A 22,776-nucleotide genomic window follows, 5' to 3' on the forward strand; every position below is an offset into this window, starting at 1 on the left:
TTTTAATTACTTTGCATCGTAATTATTGCAATTAAAATATAAAATCCAAATTGAATAACGCTACTAAATCAGTATAGAAAAACAATCTAGAGATCTCTTTTTACTAATTTAAAACAAGCAGCTTTAGAAATATTTATACATTTTGATGTTTTCTTCAATAAAATTAATTATCTTCCTTATATGGACGGATTTAACATAGTTATGGTTATTGCAATCATCTTATTTGCAAGACTTGCAGTACGATTAGTTATAGGTTATAATAAAACTAAAGACGAAGATTAAATTTATGTTTTGTTTATCCTATTTTATTTATCTTTGAATGCCCTAAAGAGCCATATTTTAAAAATTGAAAAAAAAATAATCCTACTCTTATTTTTTCTTTTTTTTTACGAAAACTTTTAGCTTTCAGAGAACTTTATGTGTAGATAATTTTAACAGCATTCTGGGGAGTTCAGACAATGAAAACAAGCTTCTAGACTTTGTGGAAAATAATAATTTTAACACGTTAATTTTATATCAATTAAACAAAGTTGACAAACAGTATTCTTTAACCGACCCGAGAAAAACCAATATTTTAGCGCAATTTATATCTAAAGCTAAAACCAAGTATAAAATAAAACATATTGGTGCTTCTGGTCTGATAAATCTATTAACTTTTACAAGCAGAATCGATCTTTATAATACGACCCGAAATAAATCCGTAGAAAAATTTGATATTTATAATATGAATATTGGTCTAAAAATGCTTCCGGTATTGATGGTTATTACCGTATTAATTACTTAGAAGAAAATAAAATTTCCTGCACTAGAGAAGGCTCGTTTAATTACTTTTTAGATAATTTAAAAGCACTAAAACTACTAGCAAAGAATCAAAAACATGTAGTAAAACATGTAGTAAAAGTTGATGTATACATCAGCTATTATACACAAAATAAAATACTACAAATTAATAAATATTGTAATCGATTAAGTATATAAGCGCGCGGTAAAAGCCCTGAATTATGTTTTTCGTCTGCTAAGAAAAACTTAGAAAAACTATATAACACAAATAGCAAAATAAAAGCTTCAATTGTTTTTTCTACAGATATGGATAAACTAGGATACTGGCTAAAGCTCGATAGTTTAGACAATGCAGAAAATAATTTTTTTGAGAAAATGAATAGTTTATACAGCAACTTAAAAAAGAAAATAAATTTAGATAGTTTCAGTTATCACTCCTACTCTATTCTGGAAAAATCTGTCAGTTACTATTTATACAGTAAAAACTAAACATATATATTAAACCATTTCTTATCCTTCGTTTTAACCTTTTAGGCTCTAAATTCTTATGGTTTTCAAAGAAAACTATATGTATATGAATTCAATAACATTTTAGGTAGCTATAATCAAGAAAAAGAACTTCTAGAATTTTGTAAAAAAACAATATTCATACATTAATTCTTTATGAATTTAATAAAGTGCACAAAAGGTTCTCTTTAGGGAACGCAGCTAAAAAAAATGTTTTAGCAAGTTTTATCTCTGGAGCAAAGTTGAATTATAATATTAAAAAAATAAGTGCTTCTGGAGAAAGTGGAAAGTTTTTTGTTGAAGCGATTCACCCTTATAATCAATCTAGAAAAAAGGCAATAGAAAAATTTGATGTTTACAATTTAGAATATGAATATTGGGATGAAAAAGCTTCTTTAAATGTTTGGTATTATTGCGAAAACTATTTAAAAGATGGTCAAATTCTTTTTAACAGAGTTGGTTCCTTTAACTTTTACTTAGGCACGTTAACCACTATGAAATTACTTACAGAAGAAGAGTCTCATTCAATAAAAATTGAAGCCTATATTGGTAAATTTAAAGAGAGCGAAGTTTTAAAAATAAGTAATCATACAGATCGTTTATTAATTGATGCTTATGCAGAAAAGATTAATACAAGCTTTCAATACGCTCAAGATATACTAAAATGGCTTTCTGAAATAAAATCAGAAATCCAAGTATCTATTGTATTTTCTGCGGAAATGAATTTTATGGGACCTTGGTTAAGAAAATATAGAAACTTCTACAGATCTAAATTTTGATGGTTTTACCCATTATAATTTCAGTTATTTTAAGAAAAGTCTGGACGGCTTATAAAAATAATAACCGCCCAAGAGTAAAAACTTATTTTGATAAAGAATATTAACCAGAATAAGTTACAAAATTTCTAGGAGTTTCGTACAAGGTAATTTCTAACTCTAAATGATCAGGAAGATGTTCTATTAGTTTGTTGTAAATAACTACCGATATATTTTCTGCAGTAGGATTTAAATTTTTAAATTCTTCTACTTCTATATTTAAATTTTTATGATCAAAACTATTTTCTATCTGTAATTTAATTAAGTTGCTTAAAACACCTAAATCATACACGTAACCAGTTTCTTTATCAATATCTCCTGTTAATGAAACAATCAATTCGTAATTATGTCCATGAAAATTAGGGTTGCTGCATTTATTAAAAACTTCAAAGTTTTTTTCATCAGACCAATCTTTTCTGTATAATCTGTGCGCTGAATTAAAATGGGCTTTTCTATGAACGGTTACTTTAGGCATATTTAGATTTTTTTTTTTGAAACTTAAATTTTGAAATTCTTGATTTTCTGGTATGATTCTTTAAATATTATTTTAAACCATGCTGTATATTCTGATGAATTATTCTCAATATCGACTTTTACGTCTTCGAGCAACATCCATTTATAATCTTCCACTTCTTCTTTATTGATGTTTGGTTCCTCATCAAAATAACCTATAAGTACATGGTCAAATTCATGTTCTGTTAAACCATTATCAAAAGGTGCTTTATAAATAAATGAAAAAACTTCATTTAAATTTATAGTAAAGCCCATTTCTTCTTGCAATCTTCTTTCTCCTGCCTGAATATTATTCTCACCGTCTCTTTGATGAGAACAGCAAGTATTAGTCCATAACAATGGTGAATGGTATTTGTGAGCTGCTCTTTGTTGCAGCATTAATTCACCCTTTTTATTAAAAATAAACACAGAAAAAGCTCTGTGTAAAACGCCTTTTTCATGCGCTTCCATTTTAGGCATTGTGCCGATTTGATTGTCGTTTTTATCAACTAAAATCAGTAGTTCTTCCATGTCTGCAAATATAACGCAATCGGATAGGTTAAAAACTTAAAATTATAATAAAATCATCAGTTTTTTCTATTGTTTTATTTTGATGATTTATATTTGATGATTCAAAATTAAAATCTTACAAATTGAAAATCTTCTTTAAAATAGTATTCTTACTAACTATTATTTCCTTTTATCAATGCAATCAACATAAAAAAGAGAAGGAAAACTCTGTCAAAATTAAAAAGAAAAAAACTAAGAAAAAAGTTGGACTTGAAAAAGAAATCATAAAACCATGGGACAGTTTAAACAGTCAAAATACCGCGGTTTTTTTAACTGAATATGGCAAACAAAACCCAGAAACAAACGTCCTTATAAAAACTAGGTTTGGAAATATAAAAATCCGTTTATTTGAAGATGTACCAATACACCGAGCAAATTTTATTTTTTTAACAAAAATTAAATATTTTAACACCACAGTAATTTATAGGGTAGCCAAAAATTTTGTTATTCAAGGAGGTAATTCTGATAATATGTACACGCAAAAACAGCGTAGAAAATACGGGAATTATTTAATGCAACCTGAATTTAGAGATAACAGAAAACACACATATGGCGCATTGGCAGCTGCGCGGGAATTGAAAAATAATCCTACCAAATTATCAAGTCCGTTTGAATTTTATATGGTTCATGATAGAAACGGCGCCCATCATTTAGACAATGAACATACCGTTTTCGGCGAAGTCATTTCTGGTTTTGATACCATGGATAAAATATCAAAAGTAAGAGTTGGCAAGGATGAATGGCCTATTGATGACATCAATATGACCATAGAAATTATTGAGTAAAATAAATTAGTAGCTAATGAGGTTTTAAAAACAATTACTAGAAGAAAGATTTAAACGACACTAAGTAAACTTGTATACCCAGAAGATATTATACTTTACCACGACTACATACCATCTAAATTAAACCTCACTGATTTTAACTGATTTTTTTCATCAATAGAAATCGTCCAAACCAAATACGCATCATTTTTTAAAATTTCTAATTGAGGAACACCTGTGCTTCTTCCAGAATTAATTTGAGAAACCGTAACTGCTTTAGATATTTTGCCATTTTTATTTACTTTTTTACAACGCAAATATGTGCCATTAGCATCAGACTCCATATAACTAACTAAAACTTCATCAAAGCTTATAAAAGCGATATCTACTCTACCTGAAGCTTCTACATCATTTAAAATAATCGGCTCTAAAAAAGAACCCGTATCTAAAAGAAAAGAAACTTTTACTGTTGGTTGTTCATTTGCTGCAGTAAACCAAGAAACAGCAGTATTTATTGCGTTAGAAACAATCTTAGGTCCGTTTACAGGACAACCATTAATTTCCCAATTATCGTTATAAACAGCAGCTGGCTTTGTCCATTTATTATTGATTCTTCGAGAAAAATAAATATCTCTAATTTCATTTTTACTTCGATCCCTAAAAACAATAATTGGTCCGTTTTTAGTCATACTAATTGACGTTTGACAACAGTCGCAAGTTCTACCGTCTAATTGCGTTTCATTAAAAATGGTTCCGTCACTAGAAACTTCTGCTACTCTTATCGTCATCGCTTTATGATGACTCTCTTTCATTTCCTTCACCGTATTTCTACCGTCTAACCATGTGATTAAAAAACCATCTTTCTCATTCGGAATTACACTTACAAAACCGTGCTCTGCTTGCATTCCATCTGTATTTAATAAAAAGTTTTCTTTGATGATTTCTCCGTTCAATTTTCGAAGATTAAGAACGACATCATAGGTGTATGTTCCTGAAGCTGACTTTTGTAAATGACTTGTTAATAAAACATCTCCATTAGTTGCATTTGCCGGAAAATCTGCCCAATTTACAAACCAATCAGAACCAGATGTAATAGTAATTGGTTTCTTCCAAGTATCGTTTTCTAATTGACTGTATAGTAAAGTTGCTTTTTCTCCTCTAATAGAATTCACCCAAGAAAGAGATAACTTTCCGTCTTGTTCAACTAAGTTTGGTTCAGCGTTATTAATTCCAAATTCAAAAGGAATTTCATTAATTACCAATGCTTTCTTTGAACAACTAAATATTGCTAAACCAATACAGACTACTATACTTATTCTTTTCATAAATTAAATTTTAGCTGTTATTAAATATTTTTTAGCTTGGTAATTATTTCTTCTGAATCCCATTTTACAAACCCTATAATTTTATCTACTTTTTGTCCTTTCTCGTTATAAATGTATGTTGTTGGTAAAGCATAAACACCAAGTGAAGCGTTTGTTTTTGTTGCTTTCAGAAACGTAAAATCGTAATTTGCTTGCTTTTTAAATTCTAAAATCTGTTCTTGAGATTCATCAGAAACCAATAAAAAAACATAATTATCTTTGATTAATATTTTTTGAGCATCTAGTAAATCTGGCATTTCTTTTATACAAGGACCACACCAAGTCGCCCAAAAATTGAGCAATACTTTTTTTCCTTTAAGTTTTGTTTTATTATAAGAATTTCCTTCTAAATCCACTAAATAAGAAATGTTTTCAATTGAATTATTACTTATATTATTTGACTTCTTAGAATCTCTACATCCAAAGAAGAAGGCTACGGCAATAAAAACCAATATTTTCCTCATGTTTCAAATCTAAACAAAAAAAAGAAATCAACCTAAATGTGCGCTATTATATCCATTTGTATTCGAAAAAAATTATAGAATAAAACCTATCTTTGCACCTCAAATTTTGTAGATGAGTTTTTTAAAAGAAATAGAACGTAGAAGAACATTTGGTATTATTTCGCATCCAGATGCTGGTAAAACTACTTTAACAGAAAAGTTATTATTATTTGGTGGCGCAATTCAGGAAGCTGGTGCTGTAAAAAATAACAAAATAAAAAAAGGCGCAACTTCCGATTTTATGGAAATTGAGCGTCAACGTGGAATATCTGTAGCTACTTCTGTATTGGCTTTCATCTACAAAAATAAAAAAATAAACATCCTAGATACGCCTGGTCACAAGGATTTTGCAGAAGATACTTTTAGAACTTTAACCGCTGTAGATAGCGTTATTGTTGTAATTGATGTTGCAAAAGGTGTGGAACCACAAACCGAAAAATTAGTTGAAGTTTGTAGAATGCGTAAAATACCAATGTTGGTTTTTATCAATAAATTGGATAGAGAAGGTAAAGATGCTTTTGATTTATTGGATGAAGTGGAACAAAAATTAGGTTTACGAGTTACGCCGATGAGCTTCCCTATTGGAATGGGTTATGATTTTAAAGGAATCTATAATATTTGGGAAAAGAAATTAAATCTTTTTTCTGGTGATAATAAACAAAATATTTCTAAAGGAGTTGTTTTTGATGATTTAGCAAATCCTAAATTAGACAAAATTATAGGAGAAAAAGCAGCGGGAACTTTACGCGAAGACATCGAATTAATTACGGAAGTGTATCCAGAATTTGATAGAACTGAATACCTTAATGGCGCACTACAACCTGTATTTTTTGGTTCTGCTTTAAATAACTTTGGTGTTAAAGAATTATTGGATGCATTTATAGAGATTGCTCCTTCACCTCAACCAAAAAAAGCGGAAGAACGTTTAGTTGATTCTAAAGAAAAAGAACTAACTGGTTTTGTATTTAAAATTCACGCAAATATGGACCCTAAACACAGAGACAGACTAGCGTTTGTTAAAATTGTATCCGGAGTTTTTCGAAGAAATTCGCCATACTTGCATGTTAGAAATGGTAAAAAAGTAAAATTCTCTAGTCCGAATGCCTTTTTTGCAGAGAAAAAAGAAATAGTAGAAGAGTCTTTTCCAGGAGATATTGTTGGTTTACACGATACTGGAAACTTTAAAATTGGAGATACTTTAACCGAAGGTGAAATACTTAACTTTAAAGGAATTCCGAGTTTCTCTCCAGAACATTTTAGATACGTAAACAACGCAGACCCAATGAAATCTAAGCAATTAGCTAAAGGTTTAGATCAATTAATGGATGAAGGTGTTGCTCAATTATTTACGTTAGATATGAATGGTCGTAAAGTGGTTGGTACCGTTGGTGCTTTGCAATACGAAGTAATTCAATATAGATTAGAACACGAATATGGTGCAAAATGTACGTATGAAAATTTAAGTGTGCACAAAGCGTGTTGGGTAGAACCAAAAGATATTAAAAACGATGAATTCAAAGAATTTAAGCGTGTTAAACAACGCTATTTAGCAAAAGACAAAGAAGGTCAGTTAGTTTTTTTAGCGGATTCTGAGTTTACTATTCAAATGACACAGAGCAAATACCCATCAGTAAAACTGCACTTTACAAGCGAATTTAAAGGTTAGGAATCATGAAAAATTTAGTGCTTTTATTTTTTACTTTTATCAGTTTACAAAATTATTCACAAACATATAATTTATCGGAACTTGAAGGAAAAGAATTACATAATAGCATCCGTTTAAATTATATTTTGGTGCATCAACCTCATCAGCAAGTTAGCTACAATTTACAACCAACAATGGGTTTTATTGGTCTAAATTATAACATTCCTATAACAGATTGGTTGTATACAGGTGCTGGTTTTCATACCGCAATTACTGGCGATCAAGGTGGTTTATTTACATTAGGTATTAATTTTGGCGTAAATACGCCCATATATAAAAACGTCTATTTTGATGCAAATATTCACTTTGGCGGTGGCGGTGGATATCGTTCACTTGTAAATGGAGGTGGAATTATCTATCCAAATGCGGGCTTACAATACAAAAAGGATGGTTATTCTTTTGGGGTTCAATATGGTTATGTAAACTTCTTTACAGGAATTCAGAAGAGTGATAATGTCTCTTTTTTTGTTGAAATTCCGAGTTTGCTAAGAACAAGTTCTTATGCAGCTGCGCAAAAAAAATTTACAATAAACAACACATCAAAAGATGAATTTTGGACAAAACCAGCCGTAAAAAGTGTGCAACAAATAACTTTTGATTACTTCTTTCCTTCAGGAGATTCTAGATCGGATGCAAGTACAGATCCACAATACCAACCTCTAACAAATACGCTTTCTATTGTTGGTTTTGAATATCAACGTTATTTAACGGATGACACTTTTATCTACGCACATGTAGATGCAATGTATAGTGGTTTGGTTGCAGGATTTATGGATCTTTTTTTTGGAGTAGGAAAAAACGTTATAGAAACCAAACATGTTAACTTTTTTGCTAAAGTAGGAATTGGTGCTGCAGGTGGTAGAATTTTTCCGGAAAACGGATTAACATTCTATCCAAGTGCAGGATTTGATATAAAGCTTACAGACAAATTTGGTATAAGTACTCACGGTGGATATCATAGATCAATTGGCGGTACTTTTGAGGCGTACACCGCTGGTTTCAGTTTAAAATATTATGGATTAAGTGGTGGTACAAAACATCCTTTTACTGACGAAAAATCATCAGAAATAAAAACACAAGGAATTCAATTAGGAGTTCAAAATCAATCCTATTTTGATGTTGCAAAATTCGGAATTCCGAATAGTGATTTACAATTAATTTCTACAAAAATTATTTACGACATCAATAGAAGATTCTATATAGCTGCTGAAGCATCTTTTGCGTACGAAGGAGAATCCGGCGGTTATGCGCATGGTATTTTAGGATTAGGTGTAAAATCGAATACATTTGCAAATAATAAAATCTCTTTATTTGCAGAAGCTTCAGGAGGTGTTGCTGGTGGCGGAAGAGTAGATTCTGGAGAAGGTGTTTTAATTAGACCAACTGCAGGAATCAATTATCATATAAATAAAGATGTATCATTAAATATTGCTGGCGGACGAATGTGGTCTCCTTTTGGAAACGTAAATTCATCAAACATAAATATTGGTTTAAGCTATGGTTTATCAATTTTAAATTCAAAAAAATAAAGTATTCTGAACTTGTTTCAGAATCAAATCAATAAAAAAAAATCTTACTTTTTTATAAGATTATAGTAAATGTCAGTTCGAGCGCAGTCAAGAACTAATAGTAATAACAAAATATCTCGACTGCGCTCGAGAACACTAATAGTAAAATAATTAAGACAATGAATAACGGAATATTCGCGAAATTCACTACTCCTAAAGGTGAAATTTTAGTACAATTAGAACACGTAAAAGCGCCAGGAACTGTTGGTAACTTTGTAGCTTTAGCTGAAGGAAACTTAGAAAACTCTGCAAAAAGTCAAGGAACTCCATATTATGATGGGTTAAAATTCCATAGAGTAATACCTGAGTTTATGGTTCAAGGAGGATGCCCTCAAGGAACAGGAACAGGAAATCCTGGTTATAAATTTGATGATGAATTTCATCCAGATTTAAAACACGATGCTCCAGGAAAGTTAGCAATGGCTAATTCTGGACCCGCAACAAATGGTAGTCAGTTTTACATTACCCACGTTCCTACCCCATGGTTAGACGGTAAACACACTGTTTTTGGAACTGTTATAGACAGCCAAGATATTGTAGATGCAGTTGCCCAAGGTGATGCTATGAAAGTAGAAATCATTAGAGTTGGTGCAGATGCAGAGGCTTTTAATGCTATTGAAGCTTTTAGAACTTTTGAAGGTTCAAGAGAAAAAAGAGAGGCTGAAGTAAAAGCGAAACAAAAATCTTTATTAGATTCTGTTGCTGCTGGTTACGAAGAAACTAAAAGTGGTTTACGTTACCAAATTTTACAAAAAGGTACTGGTAAACAAGCTACAAAAGGTGCTAATGTTTCTGTACATTACAAAGGTCAATTATTAGACGGAACAGTTTTTGATTCATCTTACAAAAGAAAAGAACCAATTGATTTTGCAATTGGAGTTGGCCAAGTAATTGCTGGTTGGGATGAAGGAATTCAATTGTTAAAAGTTGGTGATAAGGCCCGTTTTGTGATTCCTTCTCATTTAGCGTATGGAGAATCTGGTGCTGGTGGTGCAATTCCGCCAAATGCAACCTTAATCTTTGATGTTGAATTAATGAATGTAAAATAACTATTTTACCTTTTTTTTATATAAAAACTCTCGAAATTCGAGAGTTTTTTTTGTAATCATATTTTCTAAATAAACTAAAAAGACTATTAGATTTTATTTTGTAAATTTAACGCAACTACTTGTTAAATAAAAAGATACTTCTGATATAAAAATACATAGCCAAAATTAATTTGTTTTATTTCAGTAAGTATTAAGTTGAAAATTACTTTTAAAATAACCAAACCAAATGATCACAAAACCAAACATCAGCATTCAAAAACTCCTCTATTTATTTATTTTTACCTTTTTACTAAGCCCAACAACCTATTCTCAAGGCTTTGAAGGTTATTACAGATATCCAGATGTACACAATAATACCGTCGTTTTTTCTGCAGAAGGAGATCTTTGGACGGTTTCTATCTCTGGCGGATTGGCAAGAAGGTTAACCACACATTTAGAAGAAGAACGTTTTCCTTTTATTTCTCCGGATGGAAAAACCGTTTTATTTTCGGCAAATTATGAGGGTCCAATGGAAATTTATACAATCCCGATAAACGGTGGTTTAACGACTCGTTGGACGTATGAAAGTGATGCATCCGTTGCAACAACTTGGGCGCCAAATGGTGATATTGTTTATGCTACTTGGGCGTATAACAAAAAACCGGATGATCAACTAGTAAAAATAAATACAGCATCAAAAGTAAAAAGTTTCATTCCGCTAGATCAAGCAAGTGAAGCTAGTTTTAATAAAGATGGTAAAACCGTTTATTTTGTAAGGCCTGCTTTTCACGGAAATGTAACAAAACGATATAAAGGTGGTACAGCTAGACAAATATGGCGATTTACAGAAGGTGACAAAGAAGCTGTAAAGTTAACTACAGCGTATGTTGGCGAAAGTCATCACCCAATGTGGTATCAAAATAAAATATATTTTATTACGGATAGAGACGGAATGATGAATGTTTGGTCGATGAACGAAGATGGCAGCGAATTAACGCAAATAACGAAACATGATAAATTTGATGTGCGCTATGCAAATATATCAAACGGAAATATTGTGTATCAATTAGGTGCAGATTTATGGCTGCATAATTTGGCTTCAAATACAGGAAATAAAATCGACATTAAATTAGTTTCTGATCATGAACAACTTAGAGAAAAATGGGATGAAAATCCATCAGAATATATTAGCAATGTAAACACAAATAAAGACGGATCTAAAATTGTAATCACCGCAAGAGGTAAGGTATTTGTAGTTCCTGTAGAAACTGGAAGAACTATTTCTTTTTCTGATAAATCAAACGTTCGCTATAGAGATGCAGCTTTCTCTTCGGATGGAAAAGAAATTATTACCCTTTCTGATGAAAGCGGTGAATTTGAATTTATTACAATGTCTGCTGACGGTATGGGAGACTCTAAATCAATCACTAAAGACGGAACAATTTTAAGATATGAAGGAAATCCTTCGCCAGATGGTAAATTTATGGCCTACAGCGATTTGAATGAACATTTATTTATTTTAAACATTGCTACTGGTAAAAGTGCTAAAATTTCTACAAACCAAGAAGGTATTAGAGATTACTCTTGGTCGCCAGATAGTAAATGGTTGTCTTTTGTGCAAGTTGCAGAAAATACCATGGCTCAAATTAAAATTTACAATGTAGAGTCTAAAAAAAGTTTCGATTTAACTACGGATAGAGCAAATAGCACGAGTCCTGCATGGAGTATAGATGGTACCTTTCTTTATTTTATATCCGATAGGAGTTTTACTACAATCGTTGATGGACCTTGGGGAACAAGACAACCAGAACCTTATTTTGATGCAAGTGAAAAAATATATCATGTTGCGTTGCAAAAAGGTACAAGATCTCCGTTTAGACCAAATGATGAGTTATACACCAAAGAAGAATGTAAAGACTGTGATAAAAAAGAGGTAACTGTTTTAATTGATGCGGAAGGCATTAAAGAAAGAATCATAGAAGTGCCAGTGAGTCCAGGGAATTACAGAAGCTTAACGCTCAACAAGACAGCTTTATATGTGCTTTCATCAGAAACCGGTTTGAATGCAAAAACTCATTTATCTGTAATTAAAATAGCCAATAAAGATATTAGTATAACTACAATTCTTGAAGATGTTAAAAACTATAAATTAACTACTGATGGTGAAAAAATTCTTATCTCAAAAGGAAAAGGTTTTTACATGGCAAAAGCAGCAACAGAAAAAATCACTGTTAGCGATAAAAATAGCATTGATTTAAGTGGCTGGAAATTTGCAATAAATCCGATAGAAGACTGGCAACAAATTTTTACCGATGCGTGGAGAATGGAACGTGATTATTTTTATGATAAAAATATGCACGGTGTAGATTGGGATGCAATGCATGCTAAATATCTACCTTTAATATCTCGAATTACAACAAGAGACGAACTTTCTGATTTAATAGGAAGTTTTGTGGGCGAATTATCGGCCTTACATACCAATGTTGGAGGTGGTGATTTAAGAAGTGATCCTAAAAATATTCCGGTGGCAAATCTTGGCGCCGTTTTAGTGCGTGATGAGGCTAATGCTGGATTTAAAATTGAGTATATTTATAAGGTTGACCCAGATTATCCTGACGAAAAATCACCTTTAGATGACCCTTATTTAGATGTAAAAGAAGGCGATATCATTACACATGTAAATGGTAAAAATGCTTTATCTGCTTTAGATATTGGCGAATTAATTAGAAACCAAGTCGGGAAACAAGTTCGATTAAGTATAAAGAGCGGAAAAACTTCAAAAGATATCATTGTAATTCCTATTGCCAATTCTTTCAAGTTAAGATACGGAGACTGGGAATATGGAAATAGATTACATGTAGAAAAAGAATCTGATGACGCTATTGGTTATTTACATCTTAGAGCAATGGGCGAAGATGATATTAATCAATTTTATAGAGAGTTTTATCCTGTTTTTAACAGACAAGGATTAATTATTGATGTTCGATACAACTGGGGCGGAAATATTGATAGCTTTATTCTAGAGAAATTACTTCGTAAAGCATGGATGTATTGGAAGGGAAGATCTGGACAACAATATGCGAATATGCCTTACGCATTTACAGGTCACATTGTAATTCTTGTTAATGAAAATACGTACTCTGATGGTGAAGCTTTTGCTGATGGATTTAAAAGGCTTAATTTAGGTACCGCCATTGGAACCCGAACTTGGGGTGGTGAAATTTGGTTAAACAGCGCCAATACTTTAAGTGATAATGGCCTTGCGAGAGCGCCAATGTTTGGAGTGTATGGTGATGGTAAATGGCGAATAGAAGGGCATGGTTTTGAACCGGATATTGTTATAGATAATCTACCGCATGAAACTTTTAACGGCAAAGACGCACAACTAGAGAAAGCAATTAATTTATTAAAAAAATTAATTAAAGATGATCCTAGAGAAGTTCCGGGAGTTCCTGAATATCCAAATAAATCATTTAAGAATAATAAAAAATAAATTTCTAAATAACAACTTATTAGTTCAGACAACTGCAAATTTTGTTTTAGAATTAATGAATATAAAATGATTATTTTATTTTTAAAAACAATAAAAACTCTCCAAATTTGAGAGTTTTTATTGTTTGTAGAGAATATTCAGTTTTTTACTAATTTAGCGTTTATTATTTCCTTTATCTAAAGCACGAAAAATTTAATTTAATGAACTACCTCGACCCCAATGTCATTAAGTTAAGAGATTTTCATATGCTATCTTTCTGATTTTTAGTAACTTTCGGTTTCTCTCTTCTAACATATTTCCTTATATTTCTTTGATAAGATCTATTGGGTCTTATAGGGACTAGTTCTTGTTTGAACAGTATTTTAATTTGCTCCACAATAGCTTCCATATCTGTATTAGAGAAAAATAAGGATACTATTTTATTCTTCAAAAAGCCATAAGATAAATTGGTGTTTATTTTATAAGTTAACTTTCTGTTTTTTGTTTGCTCTATTATTTAATCTTCTAAATCGCTGACGATTAGTGTCTGTACGTTACTAATGAATATAGCTGCATTGAAGTCTTGTAAAATACTTTGGTTGGAATAGCCTGAAAAATGCGCTACTTTTAATTTGTTTTTCAATTCATCGTAAAAAATTTCTACACCCCATCTTTTAAAATATAGTTCCTTGAATATTTTATTAGGATACTTCTTGCTATCTAATAAAGAGGTGATTAATAATTCTGTTTCTCCGCTGGGTAATTTCACACGAAGTAATCTCACTTTTATCGGGGTATTTCTATCATATTGTTTATCAGATACAACAGCGTTTTTACTTGGGAAAATTTCTACAATTTGACTTGTTTTATTACTGGCTATAAAAGTTTTAGTAACGCCACTAAAACTTGTTTTAATTCGCATCAAATAATCGATGTTTTTTATGCAATGCGTATTTATAAAATCATAAGAGGGATATCCTCTGTCATAAATAATCAAGTCGCGTGCTTTAGTTTTTACCAAATGTAGCAATCCTAAGGCCCTTTCTCCCTCTTTTTTTGGTGATAATTGACTATCTAAAACATACTTATTTAAAACATCATAGAGTACAGAAACCCTTGCTTGAACGACGCCTGTATCTGTTTGATTTTTTACAAGACCGTAAATACCTTTCAACTCATCTGTAAAGGGAAGCGTAATGGAAGAACCGTCAACTGCTAAAACTCTAAATCCATTCCATAATTTTATTCCTAGTTCATTATCGGTATAAAATTCATCAATGAGCATCTCACTTAATTTTTTAAAAACTCCTGGTTGTATTTTTTTACGACATTGCACGAAAGCACTTTTTGTAAAAGATTTTAAACTTAATAGACCGCAGTCTCGTCTTAAATGATTTACAAAGTTTTCTATTTCTATAGAAAGGCTTTTTGTTAAAAAATTCATCATAAGTAATAAGGTTTTAGAAAAGGATTGTTTTCTTGTTCTTGTAAAATCTTTTTCTGAAACTCTAAAGCTTTCTTTTAAGTTGACTACTAAAAATTTCTTTACCGATCTTTTTAAAAATAAAAATAGGTGTTTTTTTTCATCTTACATCTAATTGATTATCAGTTAAATATACGAAATTAATTTGAATATAACTAATTTAATTATCTGAATATCAGTTATTTAAATCGTTAACTTAATGACATTGACCTCGACCCAAGGGCACGAGGTATCAAAACAATTTAAGCTGTGACTTGTGTATCTTTTGATACTGCTAACCTTTTCCTTGACCTTGAACATATTTATTTATAACTTCTTCATTTGCATATTGAACGACAGTATTGATATAATAGCCACTTGTCCAAAATTTGACGCCCCATAAAAACCTCTTTACTGCGGGATGCAATCTAAAAATCTCTCGAGCAGTTAAGCTCTTTATAGTTTAGCCCCGAATAAGTTCGGAGTGTTCTTGAAATTATACTAAAAAGAACAATCCTCTTTAAATTAATGTAGAACAGAAAAAAGCGCCCAAAATCGAGCGCTTTTTTAAATAGATACAATTAGTATGTATTAGATATTTTCTGCAATCCAATTTCCTACTTCTTTTGTTCCGTAAGCTTTTGCTCCATCGGCTATATCTTCTGTAACAATTCCTTTGTTTAAAGCATCGTTTACAGCATCTCTAATAGCTTTTCCTTCGTCCATTAATCCAAAGTTTTCGAACATCATTGCTGCTGATAAAATTGTAGCCATAGGATTTGCAATATTTAAGCCAGTTGCTTGCGGATAAGAACCATGAATTGGTTCGAATAAACCAATATTAGAACCTAAAGACGCACTTGGCATTAATCCCATAGAACCAGAAATAACAGAAGCTTCATCCGTTAAAATATCACCAAACAAGTTTTCTGTAATTAATACATCATAACTATTTGGCCATTGCACCAAACGCATCGCAACCGCATCTACAAACTCATAAGAAACGGTAACTTCTGGATACTCCTTTTCCATTGCTTGTACTGTTTCTCTCCATAATCTTGAAGTTTCTAAAACATTTGCTTTATCTACACAACACAATTTTTTAGAACGTGTCATTGCCAATTCAAAACCTTTTTTAGCCAAGCGAATAACCTCAGCTCTGGTGTATACACAATTGTCAAAAGCAGTTTCTCCACCATCTCTTCTACCCTTTTCACCAAAGTAAATTCCTCCAGTTAATTCGCGTAAAAAAACCAAGTCAGTTCCTTCAATACGCTCTCTTTTTAAGGGTGATTTATCTAACAAAGAAGGAAACGTAAACGTTGGTCTCACATTTGCAAACAGACCTAACTTTTTACGCATTTTCAATAACCCTTGCTCCGGCCGAACTTTTGCCAATGGATCATTATCATATCTTGGATGACCAATTGCACCAAATAAAACAGCATCTGAAGACGCACAAATTTCATGAGTTTCATCTGGATACGGTTCACCAACTGCATCAATTGCTGCCGCACCCGTTAAAGCGGGTCTCCAAGTAATTTCGTGGTTAAATTTTTTAGCTATTGCGTCAGATACTTTTACTGCTTGATCTATCACTTCAGGCCCAATTCCGTCTCCTGCTAATACTGCGATTTTTAATTTCATTGTTTTTTTGCTTTTGGCTATTTGCTAAATAAATAGCTAGTAATTTATTTAATATTTTTTTATTTTCACTAAAATGTTCTCGATACAATTTTTAAAAAAAATCGAAAATCACTCGAACTGACAACATGTTTTCAGTCGAATCCAAGACTGAAAACCGCAACTGCACACTAAATTATATTCAACATTTTTTCTGCAGCTTTAATTGCAGATACTGTTTGATCTGAATCCAAGCCTCGTGTAATAAATTCGTGTTTTTCTCTTCTCCAAGTAATAATCGTTTCACACAAGGCATCCGAGTTACTGCCTGGTGGAATTCTAACTGCATAATCTATCAACTTAGGAATTTTTCTTTTACTATGTATTTTATACAGCTTTTTTAAAGCATTCATAAAAGCATCAAATTGTCCATCTCCTTGAGCATGCGCTTCATACATAACGCCTTCCACTCTTAATTGCAAAGTCGTTGATGGTTTCATTCCTTTTGCATGACCTAATACATAATTCTCTACAATAACACGTTTTTCAATTCTATCACTGTCTAAAACATCAGAAATTATGTACGGTAAATCATCTTGAGAAACCACTTCTTTTTTGTCTCCCAACTCAATGATTCTTTGTGTAACTTTCTTAAGTTCCTCATCATTTAAACTGATTCCTAAGTCTTGTAAATTCTTTTGGATATTTGCTTTTCCTGATGTTTTTCCTAATGCATATTTACGTTTTCTACCAAAACGCTCTGGCATTAAATCATTAAAATAGAGGTTGTTTTTAGAATCTCCGTCTGCATGAATTCCTGCAGTTTGTGTAAAAACATTTGCACCTACTACTGGTTTATTAACAGGAATTCTAAAGCCCGAAAATGTTTCTACAAGCTTACTAACTTTATTAAGTGCTTTCTCATTTACAGTAATTTTTACCTCCTTTAGAAAATCATTAATTACTGCAATAACACTAGCCATTGGCGCATTCCCTGCACGTTCTCCCATCCCATTTATGGTTAAATGCAAGCCGTTTGCACCTGCCTTTATGGCTTCCATCACATTGGCAACTCCTAAATCGTAATCATTATGACCGTGAAAATCGATATGAGAATTTGGGTATTTCTGGCGAACTTCAGTGATAAAATTAAAGGTTTCATCCGGAGTTAAAATCCCTAGCGTATCTGGTAATAAAACGCGTTCTATTTTTTGAGTAGTTAAGAAATCTAAGTATTCAAAAACGTAAGCTTTAGAATTACGCATTCCGTTAGACCAATCTTCTAAATATACATTTGTTTTAATATTATGTTTCGCCGCTAATTCTATCGTAGCTTTGATCTCTTCAAAATGTTGTGCTGGTGTTTTTTTAAGCTGATGCGTTAAGTGATTTAAAGAACCTTTGGTTAATAAATTCTGAACTTTCGCGCCAGATTCTAGCATCCAATCTATAGATTTTCCTCCATCAACAAAGGTTAATACCTCAATTTTATCTAAGCAATTATTTTCTGATGCCCAAGAAGTAATTTTCTTTACAGCTTCTAATTCGCCTTCAGAAACTCTGGCAGATGCAATTTCTAAACGATCTACTTTTAATTCTTCTAAAAGTAATTTTGCTATTGTTAATTTCTCAGAAACCGAAAACGACACGCCCGATGTTTGTTCACCATCGCGCAGTGTCGTATCCATTATTTCAATCTTTCTACGTGCCATACATCAACCTTAAAAGTTATTTTTAAAATGGTGTTGTTTTGGCAAAAGCGGTAATTTCGTTTTCGATGTTTTTTAAGTAATCAATATCATCAAAACCGTTTAACATATTGTCTTTTTTGTACGTATTTATTTCAAAAGTTTCCGATTCACCAGTTGAAAGTAACGTAACTTTCTGATTTGGTAAATCAACGTTAATTTCTGTTTTAGGATCTGCCATAATTGCTGCAAACAATGTATCTGCAAATTTAGGAGATACCTGAACCGGTAAAACGCCCACATTTAAACAGTTATTTTTAAAGATATCTGCAAATGCTGATGAAATTACGCAACGCAATCCAAAATCGTACACAGACCATGCTGCGTGCTCTCTAGAAGAACCAGAACCAAAGTTTCTACCTCCTATTAAAATCTTAGAGCCTGCATAAATCTCTTTGTTTAAAGGAAAATCTGCTTTTGGTGTTCCGTCTGAATTGTATCTCCAATCACGGAAAAAGTTTACATCAAAATCAACACGCTCTGTTGCTTTTAAGAAACGAGCAGGAATTATTTGATCTGTATCTACATTCTCTATTGGTAATGGATATGCTGTACTTGTTAATACTCCAAATTTATCGTAAGCCATTTATTAAGTATTCAGTTGCCAGTTTCAGTTGGCAGTTATTATCTTATTATTATTTCATTTACAGTTTACTAAAAACTGCGACTGTAAACTGCTAACTAGTCATTAGCGTTCTAGGATCTGTAACAACTCCTTGCACAGCAGATGCTGCCGCAACTAAAGGTGATGCTAATAATGTTCTAGAACCTGGGCCTTGCCTTCCTTCAAAGTTTCTGTTGGATGTTGAAACCGATAATTTTCCTGATGGCACTTTATCATCATTCATTGCTAAACAGGCTGAACAACCTGGTTCTCTTAAAACAAAACCTGCATCTGTGATTACTTTATCTAACCCTTCTGCTTTTATTTGATCTACTACTTTATGTGAACCCGGAACTAACCAAGCGGTAACATTCGGTGCCTTTTGTCTTCCTTTTACGATAGAACAGAACCCTCTAAAGTCTTCTATTCTTCCGTTTGTACAAGATCCTAAGAAAACAAAGTCAATTTCCTTACCAATCATCGAATCGCCTTCGTTAAAAGCCATATATCCTAATGATTTTCTGTAAGTTTCTACTCCACCTTCTAAACTTTCAGCAGTTGGAATCGATTTTGTTACACCCATTCCCATTCCTGGATTTGTTCCGTAGGTAATCATTGGTTCGATATCTGCTGCTTCATAATTAAATTCTACATCAAATTCTGCCTCTTTATCAGTATATAAAGTATCCCAATATTTCATGGCTTTGTCCCAAGCAGCTCCTGTAGGAGTTTGAGCGCGCCCTTTCATATACTCGTATGTCTTTGCATCCGGAGCAATCATACCTCCACGTGCACCCATCTCAATAGATAAATTACACACCGTCATTCTGCCTTCCATAGACATTTCTTCAAACACACCTCCAGCATATTCAACAAAATAACCGGTTGCACCAGAAGTTGTTTGTTTTGCAATAATATACAAAGCAACATCTTTGGGCGTTACACCCAAACCTAATTTTCCGTTTACGTTGATACGCATTTTTTTAGGTTTTTGTTGCATAATACATTGTGTAGACAACACCATTTCTACTTCTGATGTACCAATACCAAAAGCAATAGCACCAAAAGCACCATGTGTTGATGTGTGCGAATCTCCACAAACAATAGTTGCACCAGGTAAGGTAATTCCGTTTTCTGGACCAACAACATGTACAATTCCGTTGTTTTTATCTCCTAAACCCCAATGCGTAATTCCGTGCTTTTTAGCATTGTTTTCTAAGGCATTTAACTGATTTGCAGACAAAGGGTCTGCTACCGGTAAATGTTGATTTATAGTTGGTGTGTTATGATCTGCAGTTGCGAATGTACGCGCAGGATATACAACACTGTTTCCTCTACTCTCTAATCCTAAAAACGCAACAGGACTTGTAACTTCGTGGATAAAATGACGGTCTATAAAAAACACATCAGGTCCGTCTTTAACTTGACGAACAACGTGTGAATCCCATACTTTGTCAAATAATGTTTTTGCCATTTTTTGTAACTTTTATGAATCTATTTATACTAAGCTATCAAAAGTACAGTTTTATTGTGTTCTATTGCTATTGCAACTTTTGAGTATATTATCCCCAACTGTTAAAAAGACTTATATCTATTTAGTTTTCAATTAGTTAAGCTAAACTAAAATACGATGTCTATTTATTTTATAGGGTAGTAATTTCTTTGCTTCTATTTTTATTACTTTTTAGTAAGATTTACATCAACTTAACAAGAATTAGATATGACCAAACTATAGACTTGATAAGGCCGTGGTGTGGTCTTGATATGGACTAACGATGCCTTTCCTGACTGAATCACCACTTAACTATGAAGTATCCTTTGAATAGTTAACATTTTACCTCTCCTAAAAATTATATGGGTTTCTAAATATTTGGATGGCAATCTAGACTTTCTTTGTTTTTCTTAAATTCTACTTTTTATATGAACAATGTTTATCCAACTAAAATATTTTAACCAGACACTTAGTCTATAAATTGTTTTGAGGCTAAAAAAGCAAGTTTAAATCTATGAAAAGGGGGTGTTTTAAACCAGCTAAACTTTCTGATTTTTAACTGTTTATAAAGTAAAAAAAAACTCCTCTAAAAATGAAAAGGATTGCGTACTTAAACATAAAAAGATGCCTCTTTATCTAATTTCTAAAATCATGCCTGTTTAGCCACTTGTTTTTATTTTTGTTGATACGTTTATAGAATATTTAAAAATCATTGGTAATTTTTACATTGATTTAAATTGGTTTCAGCGTTTTCTAAAGTAGGCAAAATGCAATTGCCAACTGACTTTATCACTTTTATGACTTAATCAAGATTATCAGCATAAAAAAAAGTCTTTATCTAACAATTGTTACTCCCTTTTACTATTAAGGCCTGCCTAACTTTTTAATAGTAGCTCCTTTTATGTTTGATAATACGTCCACTTTTAAAAAAATATTCTTAAAACATCTATAATTCAAAAAAAACCTTTACTTTTAAAGAGCTATAAAATGATAAAGAAGTGCCATATCCTACTATATTTTTAGAACAAAAGAGTCATAAAAAAGAACTGAAGTTACTTTTAAAGTTTGAATTTAATGATACTCTTATCAATTTAACAAAAAAGTTAAAGGATGCTCGATGGAGTAGATCTATGCAAAGTTGGTATCTTAATTTTACACAAGAAAACATACAACTAGTTACTGAAATTTTTAAGGATATTACCCCTGTTAATTTTGACAAACTCCCTAAAAAGGAGTTGTTTAAACGGAATTTAACTGCTAGTGAAAAAATACTTTTGAATGATTTTTATCTTTATTTAAAGGGGAAGAGATATAGTACGAGCACCTTGCAGACGTATACCTTTTTTGTTGCTGATTTCATTAATTTTTACACAAAGAAAGCTTTAGAAGAACTTACCAACAGAGATGTAGAGCTTTTTATAGAGAAAGTTTTTATAGAACGTAACTATTCGATTAGTTCACAACGTCAATTTGTAAGTGCCTTAAAGTTGTTTATTGTGTTTTATCCGCAAACAAAAATCAATGATTTGGTTTTAGAGCGACCAAAAAGATCTAGACAACTGCCGAGTGTTTTATCTCAAGAAGAAGTTTTATCTATTATACAAAACACTCAAAATTTAAAACATAGAGCTATTATTGCTTTATTATATTCTTGCGGATTAAGAATTAGCGAATTGATTAACATGAAGTTGGCCGATTTTTATATTGAAAGAAAACAGCTTATTGTAAAAAACGGAAAGGGTAGAAAAGATCGGTATGTAAGTTTAGCGGATAGTTTTTTACCACTTTTGTCTAACTACTATAATTCTTATAAACCAAAAATCTATTTTGTTGAGGGGCAAAATGGCGGAAAATATAGTGCCGAAAGCGTGCGACAATTTTTAAGAAGGAGTTGTTTAAAAGCAAAGATTAAGAAAAATGTTACTCCGCATACATTGCGCCACAGTTATGCAACCCATTTATTAGAAAACGGTGTTGATATTAGATACATTCAATCGTTGTTAGGGCACGCGAAACCTGAAACTACTATGATATATACACATGTAAAAAGAAAGGATTTAATGGATATTCAAAATCCGTTAGACGTGGCTTTACAGAAAATTAACAATCGCGATAATGACAAGGGAAAACTTTTATTATCCGGCGATATTTAACCAAAAACCAATATATTTGTTTACATATAACCAGTTGTAAAAAACTAGCGAAAAAGTTAATCTAAAACGAAAGTTCTTTAAATAAACTTTTTGCTTTTAAAGTTAGAAAAAATTGAGAATTAGTCC

General features: G+C 31.9%; 17 protein-coding genes and 1 pseudogene. 8 read left to right on the forward strand and 10 right to left on the reverse strand.

Annotation, left to right across the window (positions count from 1 at the left end):
• The first annotated feature begins 481 nt into the window (after nt 1-481).
• Both BST83_RS08715 and BST83_RS08720 read left to right on the forward strand, forming a co-directional pair.
• Nucleotides 482-784 (forward strand): hypothetical protein, encoded by a 303-nt coding sequence (locus tag BST83_RS08715; RefSeq protein WP_104809456.1) that lies wholly within the window; start codon nt 482-484, stop codon nt 782-784.
• Nucleotides 785-1,457: 673 nt separating this feature from the next.
• The gene (locus tag BST83_RS08720; RefSeq protein WP_104809457.1) at nt 1,458-2,066 is read left to right on the forward strand and encodes a hypothetical protein; all 609 of its coding nucleotides are present in this window, start codon (nt 1,458-1,460) and stop codon (nt 2,064-2,066) included.
• A 100-nt stretch (nt 2,067-2,166) separates the two neighbouring features.
• Here the strand turns inward: BST83_RS08720 and BST83_RS08725 are convergent, their stop codons facing one another.
• Nucleotides 2,167-2,577: a 6-pyruvoyl trahydropterin synthase family protein gene (locus tag BST83_RS08725; protein ID WP_104809458.1), complete on the reverse strand. Its 411-nt coding sequence runs from the start codon at nt 2,575-2,577 to the stop codon at nt 2,167-2,169.
• A 23-nt stretch (nt 2,578-2,600) separates the two neighbouring features.
• On the reverse strand, nt 2,601-3,125 hold the full coding sequence (idi, locus tag BST83_RS08730) for an isopentenyl-diphosphate Delta-isomerase (protein ID WP_104809459.1): 525 nt from the start codon (nt 3,123-3,125) through the stop codon (nt 2,601-2,603).
• A 122-nt stretch (nt 3,126-3,247) separates the two neighbouring features.
• Between idi and BST83_RS08735 the strand changes: the two genes are divergently transcribed.
• On the forward strand, nt 3,248-3,949 hold the full coding sequence (locus BST83_RS08735; protein ID WP_104809460.1) for a peptidylprolyl isomerase: 702 nt from the start codon (nt 3,248-3,250) through the stop codon (nt 3,947-3,949).
• A gap of 104 nt (nt 3,950-4,053) precedes the next feature.
• On the opposite strand, the gene BST83_RS08740 is transcribed toward BST83_RS08735, so the two are convergent.
• Both BST83_RS08740 and BST83_RS08745 read right to left on the reverse strand, forming a co-directional pair.
• Entirely contained in the window at nt 4,054-5,253 is a 1,200-nt protein-coding gene (locus BST83_RS08740) for a sialidase (protein ID WP_104809461.1), read from the reverse strand.
• A gap of 20 nt (nt 5,254-5,273) precedes the next feature.
• The gene (locus BST83_RS08745; protein WP_104809462.1) at nt 5,274-5,756 is read right to left on the reverse strand and encodes a TlpA family protein disulfide reductase; all 483 of its coding nucleotides are present in this window, start codon (nt 5,754-5,756) and stop codon (nt 5,274-5,276) included.
• A gap of 112 nt (nt 5,757-5,868) precedes the next feature.
• On the opposite strand from BST83_RS08745, the gene BST83_RS08750 reads away from it, so the two are divergent.
• The 4 genes from BST83_RS08750 to BST83_RS08765 all read left to right on the forward strand — a co-directional run bounded on the left by BST83_RS08750 (nt 5,869) and on the right by BST83_RS08765 (nt 13,589).
• On the forward strand, nt 5,869-7,461 hold the full coding sequence (locus tag BST83_RS08750) for a peptide chain release factor 3 (RefSeq protein WP_104809463.1): 1,593 nt from the start codon (nt 5,869-5,871) through the stop codon (nt 7,459-7,461).
• Nucleotides 7,462-7,466: 5 nt separating this feature from the next.
• The gene (locus tag BST83_RS08755) at nt 7,467-9,029 is read left to right on the forward strand and encodes a hypothetical protein (protein ID WP_104809464.1); all 1,563 of its coding nucleotides are present in this window, start codon (nt 7,467-7,469) and stop codon (nt 9,027-9,029) included.
• A gap of 158 nt (nt 9,030-9,187) precedes the next feature.
• On the forward strand, nt 9,188-10,117 hold the full coding sequence (locus BST83_RS08760) for a peptidylprolyl isomerase (protein WP_104809465.1): 930 nt from the start codon (nt 9,188-9,190) through the stop codon (nt 10,115-10,117).
• 226 nt (nt 10,118-10,343) lie between these two features.
• Nucleotides 10,344-13,589: a S41 family peptidase gene (locus BST83_RS08765; RefSeq protein ID WP_104809466.1), complete on the forward strand. Its 3,246-nt coding sequence runs from the start codon at nt 10,344-10,346 to the stop codon at nt 13,587-13,589.
• Nucleotides 13,590-14,085: 496 nt separating this feature from the next.
• On the opposite strand, the pseudogene BST83_RS08770 reads toward BST83_RS08765, so the two are convergent.
• The 6 genes and pseudogenes from BST83_RS08770 to leuC all read right to left on the reverse strand — a co-directional run.
• Nucleotides 14,086-15,081: pseudogene (locus BST83_RS08770) on the reverse strand (IS4 family transposase); the annotation flags it as partial.
• A gap of 244 nt (nt 15,082-15,325) precedes the next feature.
• A complete protein-coding gene (locus BST83_RS08775; protein ID WP_104809468.1) occupies nt 15,326-15,490 on the reverse strand; it encodes a transposase in 165 nt (54 codons plus the stop codon).
• 131 nt (nt 15,491-15,621) lie between these two features.
• Nucleotides 15,622-16,677 (reverse strand): 3-isopropylmalate dehydrogenase, encoded by a 1,056-nt coding sequence (leuB, locus tag BST83_RS08780; protein ID WP_104809469.1) that lies wholly within the window; start codon nt 16,675-16,677, stop codon nt 15,622-15,624.
• Between the two features lie 167 nt (nt 16,678-16,844).
• Nucleotides 16,845-18,365: a hydroxymethylglutaryl-CoA lyase-like TIM-barrel protein gene (locus tag BST83_RS08785; protein WP_104809470.1), complete on the reverse strand. Its 1,521-nt coding sequence runs from the start codon at nt 18,363-18,365 to the stop codon at nt 16,845-16,847.
• Between the two features lie 22 nt (nt 18,366-18,387).
• On the reverse strand, nt 18,388-18,987 hold the full coding sequence (gene leuD / locus BST83_RS08790; RefSeq protein WP_104809471.1) for a 3-isopropylmalate dehydratase small subunit: 600 nt from the start codon (nt 18,985-18,987) through the stop codon (nt 18,388-18,390).
• Nucleotides 18,988-19,078: 91 nt separating this feature from the next.
• Complete coding sequence (gene leuC, locus BST83_RS08795; RefSeq protein ID WP_104809472.1) at nt 19,079-20,479, reverse strand: 3-isopropylmalate dehydratase large subunit; 1,401 nt, start codon at nt 20,477-20,479, stop codon at nt 19,079-19,081.
• Between the two features lie 1,016 nt (nt 20,480-21,495).
• Here leuC and xerA point away from each other — a divergent pair.
• Nucleotides 21,496-22,650 carry a site-specific tyrosine recombinase/integron integrase gene (gene xerA / locus BST83_RS08800; protein ID WP_240614709.1) on the forward strand — a complete coding sequence of 385 codons (1,155 nt, stop codon included), beginning with the start codon at nt 21,496-21,498 and terminating at the stop codon, nt 22,648-22,650.
• Nucleotides 22,651-22,776 lie beyond the last annotated feature (126 nt).

Source organism: Polaribacter filamentus (assembly GCF_002943715.1).
In the GTDB taxonomy this organism is placed as follows: domain Bacteria; phylum Bacteroidota; class Bacteroidia; order Flavobacteriales; family Flavobacteriaceae; genus Polaribacter; species Polaribacter filamentus.